General features: G+C 66.1%; 20 protein-coding genes. 10 read left to right on the top strand and 10 right to left on the bottom strand.

Annotation, left to right across the window (positions count from 1 at the left end):
• Positions 1-75 precede the first annotated feature (75 nt).
• The 6 genes from fliI to GGD65_RS26605 all read left to right on the top strand — a co-directional run bounded on the left by fliI (position 76) and on the right by GGD65_RS26605 (position 6495).
• Complete coding sequence (fliI, locus tag GGD65_RS26630) at positions 76-1401, top strand: flagellar protein export ATPase FliI (RefSeq protein WP_018316924.1); 1326 nt, start codon at positions 76-78, stop codon at positions 1399-1401.
• Between the two features lie 121 nt (positions 1402-1522).
• Positions 1523-1942 (top strand): flagellar export protein FliJ, encoded by a 420-nt coding sequence (fliJ, locus tag GGD65_RS26625; RefSeq protein ID WP_008138882.1) that lies wholly within the window; start codon positions 1523-1525, stop codon positions 1940-1942.
• Positions 1943-2286: 344 nt separating this feature from the next.
• On the top strand, positions 2287-2832 hold the full coding sequence (locus tag GGD65_RS26620; protein WP_018316925.1) for a sigma-70 family RNA polymerase sigma factor: 546 nt from the start codon (positions 2287-2289) through the stop codon (positions 2830-2832).
• A 37-nt stretch (positions 2833-2869) separates the two neighbouring features.
• Positions 2870-3925: an anti-sigma factor domain-containing protein gene (locus tag GGD65_RS26615; RefSeq protein WP_183237128.1), complete on the top strand. Its 1056-nt coding sequence runs from the start codon at positions 2870-2872 to the stop codon at positions 3923-3925.
• A 247-nt stretch (positions 3926-4172) separates the two neighbouring features.
• Positions 4173-5132, top strand: coding sequence for an AraC family transcriptional regulator (locus tag GGD65_RS26610; RefSeq protein ID WP_183237127.1), 960 nt, complete (start codon positions 4173-4175; stop codon positions 5130-5132).
• Positions 5133-5277: 145 nt separating this feature from the next.
• Positions 5278-6495 (top strand): NAD(P)/FAD-dependent oxidoreductase, encoded by a 1218-nt coding sequence (locus tag GGD65_RS26605; protein WP_183237126.1) that lies wholly within the window; start codon positions 5278-5280, stop codon positions 6493-6495.
• A 1051-nt stretch (positions 6496-7546) separates the two neighbouring features.
• Here GGD65_RS26605 and GGD65_RS26600 read toward each other — a convergent pair.
• The 8 genes from GGD65_RS26600 to GGD65_RS26565 all read right to left on the bottom strand — a co-directional run bounded on the left by GGD65_RS26600 (position 7547) and on the right by GGD65_RS26565 (position 14913).
• Entirely contained in the window at positions 7547-7747 is a 201-nt protein-coding gene (locus GGD65_RS26600; protein WP_183237125.1) for a hypothetical protein, read from the bottom strand.
• A gap of 294 nt (positions 7748-8041) precedes the next feature.
• On the bottom strand, positions 8042-10183 hold the full coding sequence (flhA, locus tag GGD65_RS26595; protein WP_179734732.1) for a flagellar biosynthesis protein FlhA: 2142 nt from the start codon (positions 10181-10183) through the stop codon (positions 8042-8044).
• 331 nt (positions 10184-10514) lie between these two features.
• Positions 10515-10817 (bottom strand): copper-binding protein, encoded by a 303-nt coding sequence (locus GGD65_RS26590; protein WP_183237124.1) that lies wholly within the window; start codon positions 10815-10817, stop codon positions 10515-10517.
• A gap of 17 nt (positions 10818-10834) precedes the next feature.
• Entirely contained in the window at positions 10835-11287 is a 453-nt protein-coding gene (locus GGD65_RS26585) for a plastocyanin/azurin family copper-binding protein (protein WP_183237123.1), read from the bottom strand.
• Positions 11288-11318: 31 nt separating this feature from the next.
• Complete coding sequence (locus GGD65_RS26580) at positions 11319-12650, bottom strand: multicopper oxidase family protein (protein ID WP_183237122.1); 1332 nt, start codon at positions 12648-12650, stop codon at positions 11319-11321.
• 13 nt (positions 12651-12663) lie between these two features.
• The gene (locus GGD65_RS26575; protein WP_183237121.1) at positions 12664-14103 is read right to left on the bottom strand and encodes a TolC family protein; all 1440 of its coding nucleotides are present in this window, start codon (positions 14101-14103) and stop codon (positions 12664-12666) included.
• Positions 14104-14112: 9 nt separating this feature from the next.
• On the bottom strand, positions 14113-14397 hold the full coding sequence (locus tag GGD65_RS26570) for a hypothetical protein (RefSeq protein WP_183237120.1): 285 nt from the start codon (positions 14395-14397) through the stop codon (positions 14113-14115).
• Between the two features lie 75 nt (positions 14398-14472).
• Positions 14473-14913: a hypothetical protein gene (locus GGD65_RS26565; protein WP_183237119.1), complete on the bottom strand. Its 441-nt coding sequence runs from the start codon at positions 14911-14913 to the stop codon at positions 14473-14475.
• A gap of 225 nt (positions 14914-15138) precedes the next feature.
• On the opposite strand from GGD65_RS26565, the gene GGD65_RS26560 reads away from it, so the two are divergent.
• Positions 15139-16326, top strand: a complete 1188-nt coding sequence (locus GGD65_RS26560) for an MFS transporter (protein WP_177236995.1) — start codon at positions 15139-15141, stop codon at positions 16324-16326.
• Here the strand turns inward: GGD65_RS26560 and GGD65_RS26555 are convergent.
• On the bottom strand, positions 16323-16730 hold the full coding sequence (locus GGD65_RS26555) for a DUF4864 domain-containing protein (protein ID WP_179734716.1): 408 nt from the start codon (positions 16728-16730) through the stop codon (positions 16323-16325). The genes GGD65_RS26560 and GGD65_RS26555 overlap by 4 nt on opposite strands.
• Before the next feature lie 66 nt (positions 16731-16796).
• Entirely contained in the window at positions 16797-17435 is a 639-nt protein-coding gene (locus GGD65_RS26550; RefSeq protein WP_018316939.1) for a TetR/AcrR family transcriptional regulator, read from the bottom strand.
• A 251-nt stretch (positions 17436-17686) separates the two neighbouring features.
• Between GGD65_RS26550 and GGD65_RS26545 the strand changes: the two genes are divergently transcribed.
• The 3 genes from GGD65_RS26545 to GGD65_RS26535 are packed head-to-tail and all read left to right on the top strand — an operon-like array spanning position 17687 to position 21490.
• On the top strand, positions 17687-18184 hold the full coding sequence (locus GGD65_RS26545; RefSeq protein ID WP_183237118.1) for a (2Fe-2S)-binding protein: 498 nt from the start codon (positions 17687-17689) through the stop codon (positions 18182-18184).
• Entirely contained in the window at positions 18181-19236 is a 1056-nt protein-coding gene (locus GGD65_RS26540) for a xanthine dehydrogenase family protein subunit M (protein ID WP_183237117.1), read from the top strand. The genes GGD65_RS26545 and GGD65_RS26540 overlap by 4 nt, the downstream gene beginning before the upstream one ends.
• Positions 19229-21490, top strand: coding sequence for a xanthine dehydrogenase family protein molybdopterin-binding subunit (locus GGD65_RS26535; protein WP_183237116.1), 2262 nt, complete (start codon positions 19229-19231; stop codon positions 21488-21490). The genes GGD65_RS26540 and GGD65_RS26535 overlap by 8 nt, the downstream gene beginning before the upstream one ends.
• The last annotated feature ends 6 nt before the right edge of the window (positions 21491-21496 follow it).

Below are 21496 nucleotides of genomic sequence, written 5' to 3'. Positions count from 1 at the left end.
GCCCGGGGCTCACGAAAGCGGGCGGCCATTCTATGAAGCCTCATATGAAAGCGCGCTCCTGATGAAGGCTCTCTTATGAAGGCGCTTGCCGAACAGATCGGCGATATCGACGGCATCAATATTTACGGCCGCGTCGTCGGTGTGCGCGGCCTGATGGTCGAGGTGGCCGGCCCCATCCACGCGATGTCGGTCGGCGCGCGGCTGGTGATCGAGACCGGCGCCAACCGTTCGATTCCCTGCGAGGTGATCGGCTTCTCCGGCAACAATGCTGTCGTGATGCCGTTCGCCGGCCTCGACGGCGTGCGCCGCGGCTGCAAGGCCGTGATCGCCAATGCCGCCAATCTGGTGCGGCCGTCGTCGGCCTGGCTCGGCCGCGTCGTCAACGCGCTGGGCGAGCCGATCGACGGCAAGGGACCGCTGCCGCAAGGCGCCTCGCCGATGCCGTTCCGCAATGCGCCGCCGCCGGCGCATTCGCGCAAGCGTGTCGGCGCCCCGCTCGACCTCGGCGTGCGCGCGATGAACACCTTCCTCACCTGCTGCCGCGGCCAGCGCATGGGCATCTTCGCAGGGTCCGGCGTCGGCAAATCGGTGCTGCTGTCGATGCTCGCGCGCAACGTCGATGCCGCCGTCAGCGTCATCGGGCTGATCGGCGAACGCGGCCGCGAGGTTCAGGAATTCTTGCAGGACGACCTCGGCGAGGAGGGCCTCGCGCGTTCCGTCGTCGTGGTTGCGACCTCCGACGAGCCGGCGCTGATGCGCCGCCAGGCGGCGTATCTGACGCTCGCGGTCGCCGAATATTTTCGCGACGAGAACCAGGATGTGCTCTGCCTGATGGATTCGGTGACGCGCTTTGCCATGGCCCAGCGCGAGATCGGCCTGTCCGCCGGCGAGCCGCCGACGGCCAAGGGCTACACCCCGACCGTCTTCACCGAGCTGCCGAAACTTCTGGAGCGCGCCGGACCGGGCCTGGGAGAGGGCGCCATCACCGCGATCTTCACGGTGCTGGTCGACGGCGACGACCATAACGAGCCGATTGCGGACGCCGTCCGCGGCATCCTTGACGGCCACATCGTGATGCAGCGCTCGATCGCCGAGCGCGGCCGCTACCCCGCCATCAACATCCTCAAATCCGTCTCCCGCACCATGCCGAAATCGGCCGATCCGCAGTTCTGGCCGACCATCCAGAAGGCGCGCGCGGTGATGGCGACCTATGCCGACATGGAGGAATTGATCCGGCTCGGCGCCTACCGGGCCGGCTCCAGCCCCGAGGTCGACGAGGCGATCCGCCTGCACGAACCGCTCGAGGCGTTCCTGCGCCAGCGCAAGGACGAAAATGCGTCTCTGGCTGACGGCTATCGCCAATTGGCGCATATCCTCGGTAATTTGGAAACGGAACGCTAACTTTGTCAGGTCATCATCCCATCCCACAGAGTAGCAGAGCCGGTCTTGGCCCCAGTCGGGCCTGTGGGGAGACCGGTGACGTCCCACGTGCAGCGAGGGGACTTCTGGGGAGTATGAGTCGATGAAGTCACGAGATACCCTCATCCGCCTGAAGAAGTTTCAGGTCGACGAGAAGCGCCGCCGGGTCACCCAGATCGAGACCATGATCGCCGACTTCCAGCGGATGTCGACCGATCTTGAACGCGAGATCACGACCGAGCAGGAGCGTGCCGGGATCAACGATCCCTCGCACTTCGCCTATCCGACCTATGCCAAGGCCGCCATTCAGCGCCGCGAGAACCTGACCCGCTCGGCCGACGAGCTCAAGGGCCAGCTCGACGAAGCCAAGGCCGCGCTGGCCGAGGCCTTCGAGGAGCTCAAGAAGGTCGAACTCCTGGACGAACGCGACCAGGCCCGCGAGCGCGCCGAGGAAAATGCCCGCGAGCAGGCCGACCTCGACAGCATCGGCCTGATGCGCGCCCGCATCGGCGCCGTCGCCTAAAGACACAGCCAGCGGCCAAACCGCCGAGAATTTGTAAAACCCGGACCCGCAAGGTCCGGGTTTTCGCATGTGCTATCCACAGTGTGGCGCCGCACCCCTTGGTGGACGGCTTGGCCACGCGCTATGGTGGTGGATGGTTTACCTCGCCCCGCTTTGAGGGGAGAGGTCGGATTGCCCCGGCGATGCGTAGCATTGTCCGGCGCGATCCGGGTGAGGGGGACTCTCCGCGGGTCCGTCTGCAACCTCCCTTGCGGAGACTCCCCCTCACCCCGACCCTCTCAGGGCGAGCGTAGCTCGTCCCGACCCCGCAGGCGGGGGAGAGGGAGGAAGAGTTGGGGGGCTGAATGCTGACGCCAGCAGAGCTGGTCGGGTTGATCGAGGCGGTGGCGAAGGGCGATCAGGCGGCTTTCGAGCGCCTCTACGCCGCCACGCGCGCGAAACTCTATGGTGTCGTGCTCCGTATCTTGCGCCGACAGGATCTCGCAGAGGAGGTCATTCAGGAGACCTACGTCAAGATCTGGAACAGTGCCGGCCAGTTCAATCCCGCGCTGTCGTCGCCGATCACGTGGATGGCCTCGATCGCGCGCAACCGTGCGATCGACATCGTGCGCAAGAAGTCGGAGGTCTCGATCGAGGAGGAGCCGCAGGCGATGGAGGTCGCGGCCGACAGCCCCGATCCGCTGGCGCGCCGGGAGATGACCGAGGAGTTGAAGCGGCTGCTGGAATGCATCGGCCGGCTCGAGCCCGACCGTCAGCGGCTCGTGCTTCTCGCCTATTACAACGGCTGGAGCCGCGAGCAATTGGCGGAGAAATTCGCAGCTCCCGTCAACACGGTGAAGACGTGGCTCCGGCGCAGCATGTTGGATATCCGGGAGTGCCTCGGACTATGAAGGTTTATACGGTGAGGGTGGTTCTGGACTGCATGTGATGGCCTACTCGGAGGACCATATCGCGCTCGCCGCGGAATATGCGCTCGGTACGCTCGAGGCCGATGAGCGCGCGCAGGTCGAGACCATGATGGCGGTGGACCCGGCGTTCGCCGACATCGTGCAGGCCTGGGCCTATCGGCTCGGCGCCCTCAACCAGATGGTCGGCTCGGTCGAGCCGCGTCCGGTCGTGTGGGAGAACATCAGGTCCGAGATCGCGCGCACGGTGCTTGCGCAGCAGCCGCCTGTTCTGGCCGACGTCGTACCGCCGCCAGTCCCGCCCGTCGAAGCCGCGCCGCCGGAAGCGCCGCTGGAGCAGGTGCCGCAACCAGAGCCGCAGCCTCCCGAAGCAGAGCAGCCCGAGCCGACGCGCTCCGGATCCGATGCGATACCCGACATCGCGCAGGTGTTCATGCCGCAGGTGCACGCGCCCGATCCCGAGGTCGTCCGGACGCCGCAGGTGCCGATCGCCGACGACACCAACGTGATCCGCCTCGAGGGCCGCGTGAAGCGCTGGCGCTCGATCGCATCCGCGGTCGGCGCGCTCGCGGCCGCGCTGCTGGTGACGCTGTCGCTTCAGATCTTCCTGCCCGACGCGCTGCCGGGGGCTTTACGTCCCGCGCCGCGCATCCAGACGGTGGAAGTGAAGACGCCGGCCGCGCCGCTCACCGCCGCCGCGCAATATGTCGCGCTGCTGCAGGGCCAGGGCGGCGGCCCCGCCTTCATCCTCACCATCGACGGCGCGACCAAGAACTTTACCGTGCGCAAGGTCGGCGCGACGCCGGAGCCCGGCAAGAGCTTCGAGCTCTGGCTGATCTCCGACAAGCTGCCGCGCCCGCGCTCGCTCGGTGTGATCGGCGCCGGCGAATTCACCGCGCGTCCGCTGCTCGCCTCCTATGATTCCGAAGTCGTCAACGGCGCCACCTACGCGGTCACGGTCGAGCAGGCCGGCGGCTCGCCCAACGGCCAGCCGACCTCGGCCCCCATCTTTTCCGGCAAGCTGATCGAGACCGTACCGCCGTCCCAGCCGCAGGCGCCCGCCCCGGCGAAGAAGTAGGTCCCGTAGCCCGGATGCAGCGCAATCCGGGACCACCGCGCCATCAGGCGACAACCCAGGATTGCGCTTCGCTCCATCCGGGCTACGAAGCCGCGTTTGTCGCCACGGTCCATCCTGCCGTCGCATCCCGACAAGTCGCCTTGAATCCGCCCCCGATTTGAACCTTGCCGCAATTCGTGGCGTCAAATTCCCGGAAATTGCAGTCGGCGCCGCCGATCGCGGAGCCGAAAGAGGGGCTAGAAAACAAATGGATGCAGCGAAAACGCCCGGCATCTTCGTTCACCAATACACCGGACTGCCGCACGGCCCTGCGTTCGAGCATTGGCGCGAGCGGGCCTTCGGTGCCTGCGGCCTCGATATCGGGCCGAGCCATGGCGACAGCATCGATTGCCGGCTCCAGATCAGCGTGGTCGACAACATCGCGCTCGCCATTCCGGAAGGCGACTCCGCGCAATATTCCCGCACCCAGAGCCACCTTGCCGACGGCAGCGACGACCTCGTGCTGATCGCCGCACATGCCGGCCTCGTCCGTGTCGGGCAGAACGGCCACACCGTGGAGCTTGCGCCCGCGCAGATGGTGCTCGTCGACATGAGCATCACCGGCACCGTCGGTCACACCGATGAAAACCGCTTCACCACCATCCGCATGCCGCGCCGCGCGCTGCTCGACATCAATCCGCGTGCCGAGGACAAGCTGTCGCAAGTGCTCAGCGACGGCGCAGTCGCCGAGACCATCTTCCGCTACCACGCGCTCGCCGCCAATCACGCGCCGCATCTCGACGCGGTGGGCCAGCGCCTGACCGCGCAGCATATGGTCGATCTGGTCGGCCTCCTGCTCGGCACCGATGCCGAGCATGCAAGTCTTGCGCGTGGCCGTGGCCATGCGGCGGCGCGCCTCGACCTCATGCGCGCCGATGTGATGGCCGCGCTCGGCCGCAACGATCTCTGCCTGTCCGAGATCGCGACGCGCTCGGGCTTAAGCCCACGCCAGGCGCAACGCCTGTTCGAGCAGGCCGGCACGACCTTCACCGAATTCGTGCTGGAGCAGCGCCTGCTGCAGGCGCGCAAGCTGCTCGGCGATCCCCGCGCCAGGGCGCGCAAGATCAGCGACATCGCGCACTCCTCGGGCTTTTCCGATCTGTCATATTTCAACCGTGCGTTCCGCAAGCGCTTTGGCGCGACACCGTCGGAATTGCGCGAGGCGTGAGGCGCGCCCCGGTTTCGTTCTGCGGATCACAGTTGGCCCATTCGCGGCGATGAGCTATATCTACCTGTGCGGGTAGACCGCTCGATCGCTTGTCGTTCCCTTGTCGTTCCCTTGTCGTTCCATTGGGAAAGTGCAGTCAACGGACATGGCGCGTATCGTCGTGCTCGGCGCCGGATTTGCAGGCCTGTGGGCGGCCATCGGTGCCGCACGCAAGCGCGACGAGATCGGCGCTGTCAGCGACATCGAGATCTGCCTGATCGATCGCAATCCCTATCACAACATCCGTGTGCGCAATTACGAGGTCGATCTCAGCGAGGTCGCGATCCCGTTGCCGCAGCTGCTCGATCCCGTCGGTGTCAGTCACGAGATCGGCGAGGTCGAAGCCATCGATCCGGTCCGGCACGAAATTTCGCTGGTCACGAGCAGCGGCGAGCAGACGCTGGTCTATGACCGCCTGGTGCTGGCGCTCGGCAGTGAGGTGATGCGTCCCGACATTCCAGGCCTTGCCGAGCACGCCTTCGATGTCGATACCTATACCGCGGCGCTTCACCTCGAGGATCATCTCGTCTCGCTCGGCCGCAGCGCGCCGTCGCCGGGGCGGTCGACGGTGGTGGTGATCGGCGCGGGCTTTACCGGCATCGAGGTCGCGGCCGAGATGCCCGACAGGCTGGCGCGTGCGGGCATCACCGGCAGCCGCCGCATCATCCTGGTCGATCCTAACGCCGCGGTCGGCGCCACCATCGGCACGCCGGCGCGTCCCGTCATCGAGACGGCGTTGGCCGCGCTCGACGTCGAGATGCGCCTCGGCGTGCGCGTCGTCTCGGTCGAGGCGGCCGGCATTCGCTTGAGCTCCGGCGAGTTCATTCCGGCGCAGACGGTGATCTGGTGTGCCGGCATGCGTGCGAGCCCCCTGGCGGCGTGCTTTCCGGACGCGCGCGACCGGCTCGGACGTCTGCTGGTCGATCCCTTCATGCGGGTTGCGGATGTCGGCGGCGTGTTCGCGGCCGGCGACGTCGCCTCGAGCGTGGTCGACGGGCTCCATCCGACCGTGATGTCCTGCCAGTTCGCGCGCCCCATGGGCCGCTTCGCCGGCCACAATGTGGTCGCCGATCTCGCCGGCTTGCCGCTGCTGCCGCTGCGGATCGACTGGTACGTGACCGTGCTCGATCTCGGCGGCTGGGGCGCGCTCTATACCGAGGGGTGGGACCGCGAGGTCCGCGCCACCGGTGCGGCCGCGAAGACGACCAAGAACATCATCAACCGCAAGCGCATCTATCCGCCGCTGACCGGCAGCAAGGATGAGCTGTTCGCCGCGGCAGCGCCGACGGTGCAGGCACCGCCGCCGAGCTATGGGGCGCGGTAGTCTCGCGCTCCTCCCCCTACAAGCCCTTGCGTTGGTCGACGGGCAAAACACGCGAGCCCTGGGTCAACGCGCTGCGCCAAAAATATTCCACTTTACCGAAATTCGGAAATGACGTATGTGTCGCCTCAACCCGGCCCAAGGAAGAGGGGCGTATCGCGATCGTCACGAACGCGGGCCGGGCGGCGGTGGACGCAGGTGACATCGGCGCGAAGGGTTTTGCAGGGCGGGCAACTGTGAGCAAGGCCGTCGCGCACACGACCGGTGTGATCCGCGTACGGCAAAATCGTGTCGTCCTGGCGCCCGGGGTCTGTGCGCCAAGTCTTGTGGTGATGGGTGTCGTCCAACCGGACGCATCCGTCAGCCATCCGCAAGGCGACGGGGGCAATAGTGCAACGCTCCCCGGGGAGAGCACGACATAAGCCGTAAAGCCACTGCGCAGGGAGGGCCGGGATGTCCTGGCTACACCTGTATGCCGCTGTGCAACTTCTTGTCACGCAGGTTTCGCACAGTGGACCGCGGGTGCCAGCCGGCTCCCGGTCTTCCCTGCGCCCTCTTTCAAACGAGGGTGAAGCGATGAAGCAAAGCTCGGGCGAAATGCGCCGCGAGGATGCGAAGCTGTGTCTCCACGTCGAAAGCGAATAAGGAATGCTGCCGCAAGCAACATCTAAGATCGTCACCCTGAGGCGCCGGAGCGAAGCGGAGGCCTCGAAGGGCGACAGCCCGTCTGCATCTCGGCCGTTCATCCTTCGAGGCTCCGCATGCGATGCGTTTGCATCGCATGCCTCGCACCTCAGGATAACGGGATCGACATTGTCTCCGCGGAAAGACTCTGGATTGCTTCGCTGCGCTCGCGCGCTGCGTCCGGGACATGAGCAGGGGATGCCGCTGCTTCTCGCCCTCTATCAATCCCTACCCCAGACATGAGAAAGCGCCCGTGGGGGGCGGGCGCTTTCTGTAGTCGACTTGGGGTTGGGGTCGTCTACATATCCACGTGGCGACTTTGGGGGGCTGGTAAAGAGCCGCGTGAATTCACAAAACTCGTCAGATCTCCTTAGCGAACGAGGGACGCATTCGCGCTGGTGATAACAACCGGCTTGTCGGCCTTGATGACGCGGGCGCTCTGGGTCAGACCATGATCCGAACCCGTGCGTGCCGTGATGCCGAGGCCCGCCACCGCGATCCCTGCGACGAGGGCGACGACCACGACTTTCAAATGGGTCGCGCGATCTGCGCTGTAGATCGAGTGGTTCATGGAAGCCTCCTGCCGCCATCTACCCGAAGTAGTCGCCGGCCGTTTCAGGCAGGTTCATGCTTCCGGTGCCCAACAACCTAGTATTGGGGGGATTCGTTCCCAAGAGGCCATCACAAGAGCGTGACAGGACGTGAAAGATCGCGATCAAAAGCGATCCTTGATCGTGCGTTTTGGTAATTATTTCAAAGCTGTAATGTGTTTCTCAGGCGCCTTGTCGAGGGTTGGTCCACAAGGCGCCAGGAACTCAAAAACCATTTGCCTGTGGCCGAAAAACACACGGCTTCTTAAGGCAAATCAGATGCTTCCGACCGTTTTCAACCTCGCCCTGGGGTGGATCTCGGCCTGCGACAGCACCGTCGTCTGGGCCCGGAACCGTTCCACCAGGGAGCGGACGAAGGGACGAATTGCCGCAGAGGTGACCAGCACCGGCGCCTCGCCTTCGCGGGCGGCGCGCTCGAATGCCTCGCGCACGCCGGTCATGAACTCCGACAATTTCGAGGGCTGCATCGCAAGGCTGCGCTCCTCGCCCTGGCCGATGATGGATTCGGCAAAGGCCTGCTCCCACCGCGCCGACAGCGCGATCAGCGGCAGATAGCCGGCATAGGAGGTGTTCTGCGCGCAGATCTGTCGCGCCAGGCGGGCCCGGACATGCTCGACCATGGTGGCGGGATTGCGCGAGAAGGCGAGCGAATCGGCGATGCCTTCGAGGATGGTGGAGAGATCGCGGATCGAGATGCGCTCGGCGAGCAGGAGCTGCAGCACGCGCTGGATGCCGGAGACCGTGACCTGTCCCGGCACGATGTCCTTGACCAGCTCGCTCTGCTCCTTCGGCAGCTCCTTGAGCAGCTTCTGCACCTCGCCATAGGAGAGCAGGTCCGACATGTTGGCCTTGAGCAACTCGGTGAGGTGGGTCGAGAGCACGGTCGCGGCGTCGACGACGGTGTAGCCCTTGAGTGAGGCCTCCTCCTTGAGGCTGGCGTCGACCCAGGTCGCGGGCAGGCCGAAGGTCGGCTCGGTGGTGTGGATGCCGGGCACCTGCACCTGGCTGCCGCCGGGGTCCATGACCATGAACTGGTTCGGCCAGATCTTGCCGGTGCCGGCGTCGACCTCCTTGATCTTGATGATGTAGGTGTTGGCCTCGAGCTGGACGTTGTCGAGGATGCGCACCGCCGGCATCACAAAACCCATCTCGATCGCGAGCGAACGGCGCAGCGCCTTGATCTGCTCGGTGAGGCGGTCGGTGCCATCGGGGCCGTTGACCAGCGGCAGCAGCGCATAGCCGAGCTCGATCTTGAGATCGTCGATCTTGAGCGCCGCCGAGATCGGCTCTTCGGCGGCCGCAGCGCCCGGTGCACCGGGCTGGCCGGCGACCGGCGCGGCCATGGCGGCTTCCTCGGCCTTGACGGCGGTGCGCTTGTGGTTGCGGGCGTGCCAGGCCAGCGCGCCGGCGCCGGCGCCGAGCGCCAGGAAGGGGATGGTCGGAATGCCCGGCAGGGCCGCCAGCACCAGCATGACCGCCGAGGACATCGCGAGCGCCTGCGGATAGCCGGAGAACTGCTTCATCAGCGCCTTGTCGGCGGCGCCGGAGACGCCGGCCTTAGAGACGAGCAGGCCGGCGGCGGTCGAGACGATCAGCGCCGGCACCTGGGTGACGAGGCCGTCACCGACGGTCAGCAGCGTGTAGCTGCGCCCGGCGTCGGCAAAGGACATGCCCTGCTGCGCCACGCCGATGATCATGCCGCCGACGACGTTGATGAAGACGATCAAGAGGCCGGCGATGGCGTCGCCGCGGACGAATTTGGAGGCACCGTCCATGGCGCCGAAGAAGCCGCTCTCGTCCTCCAGCTCCTTGCGGCGGTGCTTGGCGACCTTTTCGTCGATCAGGCCGGCGCCGAGGTCGGCGTCGATCGCCATCTGCTTGCCGGGCATGGCGTCGAGGTGGAAGCGGGCGGCGACTTCGGCGATACGGCCCGAACCCTTGGTGATGACGACGAAATTGACGATGATCAGGATGGCGAAGACGATGATGCCGATGACGAAATTGCCGCCCATCACGAAGCTGCCGAAGGCCTCGATGACGTGACCGGCGGCAGCCGTGCCCTCGTGCCCGTGCGACAGGATCAGCCGGGTCGAAGCCATGTTGAGCGACAGGCGCAGCATGGTCGAGATCAGCAGGATGGTCGGGAAGGCCGAGAATTCCAGCGGTGTCTGGATGAACAGCGAGGTCATCAGGATCAGGATCGACAGCGTGATCGAGATCGCCAGGAACAGGTCCAGCACGATCGCGGGCAGCGGCAGGATCAGCACCACCAGGATGGTGAGGATGCCGAGCGCCAGCGCGATGTCGCCGCGCTTGAGGACGTTGACGATCTCGTTGAGGGAGGGGATCGAGGGCCTTGCGGTGCCTACGCCCTGTCCCGCGGTGACGTCGACCATGGTAGCTGCCTCCCCGCGCGACTGCCGTCCGCGCGCCCCAAACGTCTGCGCGGCGGCCGAAGGGCCGCCGTTCCGAAAGTGAGGCACCGCACTGGCGTCCACGGGAGCTCCCGTTCTACGCGGCTGACGACACTCGACTTCACCCGGCAATTTTTGCCCGGTGTATGGTTAGCAAAGGGTTAACGCGGGGGCGGGAAGAGGGGCGGGGAGGGGGTGTTTCGGGGCCCCAAGGCCGTCATTCCGGGGCGATGCGAAGCATCGAACCCGGAATCTCGAGATTCCGGGTTCGCGCCAAGCGGCGCGCCCCGGAGTGACAGTCGAGTCGAAGGCTCTACTTCGCCTTGTCCATCTTGGTCACCGTATACCCCGAGGCCGCCTCCTCGGCCTCGAAGGTGACCTTGTCGCCGACCTTCACCTGCTTGAGCATCGCGGGGTCCTTGACGCGGTAGACCATGGTCATGGGGTCCTCCATGCCGAGGCTCTTCGCCGGCCCGTGCTTGAGCGTGATCTTGCCGGCGCCCTCGTCGATCTTTTTGACCTCGCCGCTGATCGAGGCGGCCCCAGCCGCGAGGGCGGCAGTGGTAAGGCCGACAGTCAGCGTCAGCGCTGCGGCAATACGAATGATGCGGTTCATGGCAGACTCCCTTCGCGTTACTTGACGGTGACGTGGCCGACCATGCCGTAGTCGCGGTGGTCGGGAATGAGGCACGAATATTCGAACGTGCCGGGCTTGCTGAACTTCCAGAGGATCTCGGCCGTCTTGTTCGGTGCGAGTCTGACGCCGTTGGGATCGTCGTGCTCCATGTGCGGATGCTTTTTCATCTCGACGGCATGCGCGAGATTCTCCTTGGTGGTGGCGAGCAGGAATTCGTGGTCCTCCTTGCCGACATTGCGCAGCACGAAGCGGACCTGTTCGCCGCGCTTGACCTCGATTTTGGCAGGCGCGTAGTCCATCTCGTTCAGCAGGATCTCGATGGTGCGCGCGGGCTTGTTGGGATCGCCGGGCTCGCCGGCCGAAAAGGTCCCATGCCCGTGCTTGTCGTGAGCAAGGACCGGCGCGGTCAAAAGCGCCGCCAGCGCGAGGCCAAGTTTGATCGTCTTCATCGTCATCTCCAGTTGGTGGTTCATCGAACGCTCACATCTTCATCTTGTGCGTCGGCTTGCCCTGCTGCCGTGCTGGCTCTGCGGACGGCGCTGAGACCTCGTAGGCGACGGTGCCTTGCGGAAACTTGTACGGTCCGGGATCGCGATAATCGTCGCGCGCAAGGTCCTCGCGGATCTTCATCACGGTGAACATGCCGCCCATCTCGATCGGGCCGAACTGTCCAGTGCCGGTCATCATCGGCAGCGTGTTGTCGGGCGCGGGCATCTCCATGTTGCCCATCGCCATGCCGGTCGAGCCCATCGCCATGCTGTCGGGCGCGAGCTTGCCGACGGCCTTGGCGAGGTCCTTGCGCGACACGCCAATCAGATTGCGCACCTCGTGCCCCATCGCATTCATGGTGTGATGCGACTTGTGGCAATGGAACGCCCAATCGCCGGGATTGTCGGCGAGCACGTCGAACACGCGAACGGCGCCAACCGGCACGTCCGTCGTCGTCTCCGGATATTGCGCGCTCTCCGGAACCCAGCCGCCGTCGGTGCAGGTCACCGCGAAGGCGTGGCCGTGCAGATGGATCGGATGGTTGGTCATGCTGAGATTGCCGATGCGCACGCGCGCCTTGTCGCCGAGCCGCACCGGCAGCGGGTCGATGCCGGGAAACACCCGCGCATTCCAGGTCCACATGTTGAAGTCGGTCATCTCGTTGACCAGCGGCAGATAGGTGCCGGGATCGACGCGATAGGTGCTCATCACGAACACGAAGTCGCGGTCGACGGGTCGGAAGTTCGGATCGCGCGGATGCACGACGACCATCCCCATCATGCCCATCGCCATCTGCACCATCTCGTCGGAATGCGGGTGGTACATGAAGGTCCCGCTCTTCCTCATCTCGAATTCGTAGACGAAGGTCTTTCCCGGCTGGATGTGCGGCTGGGTCAGCCCGCCGACACCGTCCATGCCGCTCGGAATGATCATGCCGTGCCAGTGCACGGTGGTGTATTCGGGCAGTCTGTTGGTGACGAAGATCCGGACCTTGTCGCCCTCGACCGCCTCGATCGTCGGGCCCGGCGACTGGCCGTTGTAGCCCCACAGATTCACCTTCATGCCCTCGGCGAATTCGCGCACCACGGGCTCGGCGACGAGATGGAATTCCTTCCAGTCGCCGTTCATGCGAAACGGCAGCGACCAGCCGTTCAGCGTCACGACGGGGCGATAGTCCGGTCCGCTGACGGGATGCAGCGGCGGCTGCATCACCACTTTGTCCATGTGCGCAGCTTCCGGGATCGATGCCGCCTGCACGCGGCCTTGCACCGCGGATGCGCCGACGAGCGCGGCGGTGCCCAAGAATCCTCTGCGGGAAAACATGCCGGCCTCCATCTCAGTGGCCGCCGTCGGCAGGCGCTGCCGCGACGATGGTGGTTGAAGTGTCGCCGCCCGCAGCAGGCGCGCCGCCGCCATTGACGGCGGTCTGCAGGTCGGATTGGGCGAGGAAGAATCGTTGCCGGGCATCGATCGCGCCGCGCAGCGAGGCCAGACGCTGTCGTGCTTCGGTGAGCAGCGCAAAGATGTCGACCTGCATGCTGGAGAAGCGGAGCTGCATCTCCTCGGTGATGATCTTGCGCAAGGGGATGATCTCGCGCTGGTAGTGGCTGGCGATGTCGTAAGTGGATCGGTAAGTCCGATACGCATCGCGCGCCTCCGAGCGAACGTTCACGGCGCGCTCGGTCAGGCGGTTGAAGGCGAGATTGTAGATCTCTGCCGCCTGTCGCATCCGCACCTCGCCGCCGTCGAAGATCGGGATCTGGAACTGGACGTCGAAGCCGCGTTCGCGGAACGGCGCGCCTTCGGGATCCCGGGTGCGGCGGGAGATGCCGGCGAGATCGAGCAGCGTCACGAAGCGGGTCGCCTCGGTGAGGTTCAGCGACTTCGCCAGCGCCGTCAGCTCCAGCCGGGCGATCTGCAGATCGATGCGATGGGCTACCGCATCGGCCTCGATCGAGGGCAGTGCCTGCGGCCGGCGCGGCAGCGGCGGCAATTGATTGGGCAGACGGAAGTCGAGGCCGCCGTCCCACAATCCCATCAGCCGCGCGAGCCTTTCGCGCGCGCTCGTCGCCGCCTGGCGCGCGGTGGCGAGGTCGGCGGTGGTCTCGGCATAGAACACCTGCTCGCGGGCCTGGCCGAGCTTGTTGAGCGAGCCGGTCTCGCCGAGCTTGACCGCAAGCTGTGCGGTCGATTCCGCCGTCGCCTTCGCATCCGTCAGCAGCGCCACCATCTCGTTGCCGGCGACAGCGCGCACGTAGGTGCCGCGGACGTCGGCGGCGAGCCGCAAGGTCGCCAGCGCCGCGCGCAGCTGCGCCTGGCGGAATCGGTCGCGGGCAATGTCGGAGCGGAACGGCAGGGTGGCGAGCGCAAGAATGTCGCCGACCACCTGGCGCTCGATCTCGCTGGCGCCGCTGCCCGAGATCCGCGAGATCGAGAACACGGGATTGGGCGGCAGGCTCTGCTCGACCAGATCGGTCTCGGCCAGCGCCAGCTCGTTATAGGCGGCTTGCAATCCCTTGTTGTTGAGCAGTGCGATCTGAACGGCGGCCTCCACGCTCAGCGCCCGCGACAATAACTGGCGAACGCGCGCGTCAACCGCGCCCGCTCCCTCGGGCGTGCGAACGAAGGCGACATCCTTGTTGATGGCCTGGCTCGTCAGCTCGGAGACCGCGCTCATGCCGCTGTCGGGCGAGAACGCGGCGCAGCCGGCAAGTCCGGGTGCGACAAGGCCGAGCGCGGCGAGAACGAGCAGGCTTGGCGCGAATTGATGGGTCATGGCGCGCTCCTACCGGTCTTGCTTCGGCCGCGGCGCGACGGCGTCGTTGCGATCGCGCCACGGCGCCGGCGCTGCAGGCCGCAGGCTGGTGTAGGGCGCAACGGTCGACCGATAGCCGACGGGCGCGACCTTCGCCGAGGGATTGGCGGGATCGGCGCCGGCGACTTGCGTCGTTGCCGACATGCAGCCGGACAGCGCCAGCGCAAGTGCGGCCAGCAACGGCCAATAGAATCGAAAGAGTCGTCCACCCACCGCGGATGCGGCGGCGAACTTCGCCCCGGAAAGCGTAAGCATGATTCATCCCTGATCTGAAAGACCACAGGTCCGCGCGCGCAAAAGCGCGCAACGGCCCGAAATCGTCGTGTCAGATCAGGCGATGGGAGGACGGTAGTGCAGGGGCGGCGCCGCGCTGTGCAGGCTGGCCACGATCTCGGCCGCACAGGTGGACATTGGCTGGACCGGCGTCGCGACGACCGGCAAATCGGCCGGCAACGCGCTGACGCACATCATCGCACAGCAGGGGCCGACTGTTCTCTTGCCGCCATGGTCATGCTGAGCCGGCGCGTCCTGCTTGGCTTGGTGATGCGCGTGCACCCCCGCGTGGTCGTGCGATGCGCCGTCGTGCGCATGACCCGCCCCCATCTGATGATGGACTGGTGCGGGATCTGCCAGCAGGGCCTCATCAAGGCACGGCGCCGGGCCGCTGCCCAAGGCGAGGCTTGCGGCCGGCGCGAGCACGCAGAACAGATAGGCGAGGGCGATGATCCGCCCCACCCTGATCCGCATCGCTCGTGTCAAACGCAGCAACATTCCGCCGACATGTGTTCCGCGCGGCGATTTGCTCACGCAGATTGCAAACTAATCGCAAAACGCGCGTTCGCCAAGAACTTATTACCGCAGTGCACCGCGCATGCCCAATATCGCGCCACGATGCTTGACCGCAAGGCGATCCGCGAACATGTTCCGCGCGTGCACGCGCCCAATCATCCAGGACAGAGCTCTGATTCATTCAGCCCTGATTCCCGTCAGGCCTGGATGCGGCTGCTCATTGCGCTTGTGATCGGCTCGATCGGCGCCGTCGGTATGTGGGCGGTCGTGGTCGTGATTCCCGTGGTGCAAGCGGAATTCGGTGCCACACGCGGCGCGGTGTCGCTCGCCTTCACGCTGATGATGTTCGGTTTCGGGCTTGGCGGCGTGATCGCCGGCAAGATCACCGACCGGTTCGGCATCGTGCCCGCGATGGCGATCAGCATCGCCTTCCTCGGCGTTGCCAATGTGCTCGCGGGGCTGTCTGCGCATCTCTGGCAGTTCGTGGCGGCGTATTTCCTGATCGGCCTCGGAACGTCGGCGACCTTCGCGCCGCTGATGGCGGAGGCCTCGCACTGGTTCGAGCGTTATCGCGGCCTTGCCGTGACCATCGTCGCCAGCGGCAATTACTTCGCCGGCACGATGTGGCCGCCGATCGTGAACTGGGGCATGCAGGAGGTTGGCTGGCGCCACACCCATATCGGCATCGGCATCGTCTGCGTCAGCCTGATGACGATGCTGGTGCTGGTGTTGCGTGCGCAGATGGGCGACGACAAGGTCCACGATCACGCCAATGCGCCGCCGCCGCGCGTCGATCTCAAGCTCTCGACCAACACGCTGACGGTGCTGCTCTCGATCGCCAGCATCTCCTGCTGCGTCGCCATGGCGATGCCGCAGGTGCATATCGTCGCCTATTGCGGCGATCTCGGCTATGGCGTGGCGCGGGGCGCCGAGATGCTGTCGCTGATGATGGCCTGCGGCATCGTCAGCCGGATCGGCTCGGGCTTCCTTGCCGACAAGATCGGCGGCATCCGCACACTGCTGGTTGGATCGGTGGCGCAGGGCTTCGCGCTGGTGTTCTATCTGTTCTTCGACAGCCTCGCCTCGCTGTATCTCATCTCCGCGATGTTCGGCCTGTTCCAGGGCGGCATCGTGCCGAGCTATGCCATCATCGTGCGCGAGGCGATGCCGGCGAGCGAGGCGGCAACGCGCGTCGGCATCGTGATCTTCGCCTCGGTGTTCGGCATGTCCTTCGGCGGCTGGGTGTCGGGCATCATCTTCGATGCCACCGGCTCCTACGCCGCGGCGTTCGCCAACGGCGTGGCGTGGAACGCGCTCAATATCGGCATCGTCGTGTTGCTGTTGATCCGCTCGCGGATGAAGTCGGTCAGGACCGGACCGGGCTTTGCAACCTAAACCGCCTGTCCCGCCTTCATCAGCGAGCAGCCGGTGATCTTGTAACTGCCGTCCGCCTGCTGCTCGAGCGTGTACAGGGCCTCCCAGGCCTCGCCATTGGCATCGACGATGTGGACGCGCTGCGCAATCCAACCGCCCTCGATCTTGCTCTCGCCGAACTCGAAACTCTTGTGCCGGTAGACCGGCGCGTAGCCGCTTTGCACCATGGCCATGAAGATGTCCGGCGCGGGAAAGATCTCCTTGATCGCCGGCGCGGCAAAGGAATAGGCCGCGCTCGCATCGTCGCGGGCGAAGGCCTGCTCCTGGGCCCGGATCACGCCCTGCGCCGTCGCGACATCGTCGGCGCGTGCTGAGTTGGGATTGAAGGCAATACTGAGAGCGACCAGCAAGGCGGCAATGCGCATGACAGGCTCCGCGTTGAAATCCCGGCAATGCTGATCCTAGCATGACCTCAGGGAAATACGGGCGCGCTATCGCTTCCGTTTCACCGCGGGCTTGGCTGGCCTGGCCGCGCGCGCCTTGGCCTTGGCAGCGGATTGCACCCGCAATCCGTCGACGAACACGTCGAGCAGGCGCAGCACCGAGGCTTGCCATCCCGGCTGATCGTGCATGTAGCACATCCCGAAAAACGCCCGCAGCAGGTCCTCCGGGCTGATATCGGCGCGCATCTGGCCGGCTGCGACCGCGCGCGCGAGCAGCGAGCCGATCGCCTTGGTCAGCCGCTCCATGGAGAAAACGGCAAGTTCCGACGAGCTCTGATACGCCAGCGCCAGTGCGGCCGACATGCCTTTCTTGGTGGCAACGAATTCGACGGCGGACCGCAGCCAGCGCCGCAGCGCTTCGACCGGATCCTTTGCGGTTCGCAGGTGCTCGGCAAGCTCGCTGAGCTGCCCGACCTCGCGCCGGTATACGGCTTCGAACAGATCCTCGCGCGTTGGGAAATGCCGATAGAGCGTGCCGATGCCGACGCCGGCGCGCTTGGCCACGGCCTCCAGGCTCGCCTCCGGGCCGCCCGCGTTGAACACGGCCTTGGCGGCTTCGAGCACGCGCTCGCGATTGCGCACGGCATCGGCGCGGGGCTTCCGGGTCTGGTCGGTGTGGTCGTCCATATCAGGCAATGTAGATCACGAATTGGTTAGATTGAACCCTCGTTGAACCCTTGCCGGGCTGCATCGCGTTGGAGGCGCACGGGGTTTTGACCAATTCCAATATTTTTCCACTGGCCCTTGTTAAGCGGAGGGAGCCTCCGTATCTTCGCCTCGATGTTGGCCGGCTTCTGCCCGGTCAATTTGGATCGACGGCGGCCACGGCGGTGGCGCGCTGCGCGATCACTCATGTCCAAATCTGATCGGAGCCTTGTATGAACCACTCCATCAGCCTCACCGTGAACGGTGCGCGGCGCGACTTCGTCCTCGACGATCCACGCGTCACGCTGCTCGATCTCCTGCGTGAGCGCCTCGATCTCACCGGAACCAAGAAGGGATGCGACCGCGGCCAGTGCGGCGCCTGCACTGTTCTGGTCGACGGCAAGCGCATCAACTCGTGCCTCGCGCTCGCGATCAGTCATGACGGCGCCGACATCCTCACCATCGAAGGCATTGCGCGCGGCGACCAGCTGCACCCCGTGCAGGCCGCCTTCATCGCCCATGACGGATTTCAGTGTGGCTTCTGCACGCCGGGTCAGGTCATGAGCGCGATCGGCATGATGCGCGAAGGCCAGGCCGGCAACGATCCCGAACGCATCCGCGAATGCATGAGCGGCAATCTGTGCCGCTGCGGCGCCTATGCCGGCATCGTCGATGCGGTGCTCGATGCGCAAGGACAGATGGACGAAAGCGATCAGAGGCGCTCCGCATGAAACCGTTCGATTACGTCAGGCCTGCCACCGTCACTGAAGCGGTTGCCGCCGCTGCCCAGCCGGGCGCGGTCTATCTCGCCGCTGGCACCAATCTGCTCGATCTGATGAAGGGCGGCGTCAGCCGTCCGGATCGTCTCGTCGACGTCTCGCATCTCGATGGGCTCGACGGCATCGAGCGCCTCGCCGATGGGTCCTTGCGCATCGGTGCGCTCGTCAGCAACGCCGATCTCGCGCATGATGCGGACTTTGCAAGGTCCTATCCCGCCGTCGCCGAAGCCCTTCTCTCCGGGGCATCCGCGCAGTTGCGCAATGCCGCGACCGTCGGCGGCAATCTGCTGCAACGGACGCGCTGCGCGTATTTCTACGACACTGCCAGCCGCTGCAACAAGCGCGAGGCCGGCAGCGGTTGCGATGCGCGTGAAGGTGAGAACCGCACCCACGCGGTGCTCGGCTGGAGCGAGAGCTGCATCGCCACGCATCCCTCCGATTTCTGCGTGCCGCTGGTCGCGCTCGGTGCGGTCGTCGAGATCGAGGGGCGGGCGGGCCGGCGCGAGATCGCGCTCGACGAGCTGCATCGCCTGCCCGGCGATACGCCCGAGCGCGAGTCCGCGCTCGAGCCGGGCGATCTTATCGTTGCAGTGCGCCTGCCGCCGGCTGCGCGCGAATTTGCCCCGCATGCGCGCTACCTCAAGGTCCGCGAGCGAACCTCCTACGCCTTCGCGGTGGTCTCGGCCGCTGCAGCGTTGCGGATCGAGAACGGCAGGATCGCCGAAGCGCGGCTTGCGCTCGGCGGTGTCGCCGCAAAGCCCTGGCGGGCCCGCGCTGCGGAGGACGTTCTCAAGGGCGTCGCGCCCACGGCCGATGCCTTCCAGGAAGCCGCCTGGCGTGCGCTCACCGACGCAAAGCCGTCCGGCGACAACACCTTCAAGATCGAGCTCGCACGCCGCATCGTCGTGCGCGCGCTGACCCTCGCTGCCGCCGGTACGCCCGCGCGCCTGCCCGCACTGCCGGCCTCTCCCTTTGCCTCGACATCAGGAGCCATCCATGCCTGAGCTCAACCTCACCAGCGCGCCTGCCCATCTGCGCCACGGCTCGAATATCGGCCAGCCGCTGACCCGCCGTGACGGCGTCCTCAAGGTCACGGGGCAGGCGACCTATGCTGCCGATAATCATCCGCCCGGCATGCTGTTTGCGGTGATCGCAACCTCCAGCATCGCGCGCGGACGTGTGGCGTCGCTCGATGTCGCCGCCGCCAAGCGCCATCCCGGCGTCGTCGATGTCATGACGTCCGACCACAAGCCACCCCTCGCCATCGACCCCGAGATCAAGACCAATCCCTTCGTGTTTCGGATGGAGGCTTTGCAGAGCAACGAGGTCCGCTACACCAATCAACCGATCGCAGTCGTGATCGCCGAGACGCTTGAAGCCGCGACGGAAGGTGCCGCGCTGCTGGCGCCGCGCTATGAGACGCTGCCTGCGCTCATCGGTCTCGATGCCGGCGAGAGTTTTGTGCCGCCCGTCGTCGGCGTCGGCAACCCCACCGAAAATCACCGCGGCGATGTCGAGGCGGGCCTTGCCTCGGCCGAGACGCAGATCGACGCGACCTACGAGACGCCGCCGCAATATCACAACGCGATGGAGCCGCATGCGGTCGTGGCTCACTGGGATGGCGACAAGCTGTCCGTGGACATGCCGACCCAGGGCCTGAAGCTGTCGCTCGCGCGCATCGCCGAGCTGTTCGGCATTGCGCACGACAAGATCCACATCCGCAGCCCGTTCCTCGGTGGCGGCTTCGGTTCGAAGGGGCTCATGGGCGGCCCGCCGGTCCTCGGCATCATGGCGGCGAAGCTGGTCGGCAAGCCGGTCAAGCTGGTGCTGCGCCGTGAACAGATGTACGGCCCGGTCGGCCATCGCGCGCCGACGCGCCAGCGCCTGCGCATCGGTGCCGACGGAGAGGGGCGCCTCACCGCGCTCGATCACCATGCGCGGACCGTATCGAGCACGTTCGACGATTTTTACGAGCCCGCGGCCGATGCCTCGCACACGCTCTATGCGGCATCTGCCATCCGCACCTCGCATGACGCCGTGCGCGTCAACACCGGCACGCCGCTGTTCATGCGCGCACCCGGTGAGGCGACCGGCTCGATTGCGCTGGAGAGCGCGATCGACGAAATGGCCTGGGCCTGCGGCATCGATCCGCTTTCCTTCCGCCTGAAGAACTATGCCGAGGTCGAGCCGATCACGGGAAAACCGTTCTCGTCAAAGGCGCTGCGGGCCTGCTACGATCAGGGCGCGGCGCGCTTCGGCTGGGCGAAGCGTCCGCTGCAGCCGCGTCAGATGCGCGACGATGCCGGCCTGCTGGTCGGCTGGGGCATGGGCACGGCGACTTTCCCGGCGCTGATGTTCCAGGCCGAAGCACGCGCGGCGATCCGCCGCGACGGCTCGGGCGTGATGGAGATCGGCGCGCACGACATGGGGCAGGGCGCCTGGACGGCACTGGCGCAGATCGCGGCCGACGCCGTCGGCCTCGATGTCGACCGCGTCACGTTCAAGGCGGGGACATCGGACCTGCCCGATGCCGGCATCGCCGGCGGCTCCGCGCACACCGCAACCGCGGGTGCGGCGATCCACAGCGCGGGCGCGGCCGTGATCGCAAAGCTCGCCGATCTCGCCACCAATGACGAGCGCTCGCCGCTGTTCGGCGCCGGCAATGCCGGCGTGATCGCGCGTGACGGCAGACTGATCCGGCGCGATGACGAGAGCCGCGGCGAGAGCTATGCCGAGATCCTCGCGCGCGCCGGCGTCGCCGAGGTCGAGGCGCACGGCACCGGTGCGCCGAACCCTGCGGCGATGGAGGAATATGCCATGCATGCCCATGGCGCGGTGTTCGCGGAAGTGAAGGTCGATCCCGAACTCGGTCAGGTCCGTGTCACCCGCATGGTCGGCGCCTTTGCCGCCGGGCGCATCGTCAACCCGCGTATGGTGCAAAGCCAGCTGTTCGGCGGCATGATCTGGGGCCTCTCCTTTGCTCTGCACGAGGAGGCCGTCACCGACCGGCGCAGCGGGCGGATCATGAACGCCAATCTCGGCGAGTACCACGTTCCCGTGAATGCCGACGTGCCGCCGCTCGACGTGATCACGGTCGAGGAGCACGACCCGCACGTCAATGCGCTCGGCATCAAGGGCGTCGGTGAGATCGGCATCACCGGCAGTGCCGGCGCGGTCGCGAACGCGGTCTGGCATGCGACCGGCGTCCGCGTCCGCAAATTCCCGATCCGGATTGAGGAGTTGCTGACGCAGCGTTGAGGCGGC

Source organism: Bradyrhizobium sp. CIR18 (assembly GCF_014198295.1).
Taxonomy (GTDB): domain Bacteria; phylum Pseudomonadota; class Alphaproteobacteria; order Rhizobiales; family Xanthobacteraceae; genus Bradyrhizobium.
The sequence above is the reverse complement of the archived record's forward strand: the minus strand, read 5'-3'. Positions and strand labels throughout refer to the sequence as shown.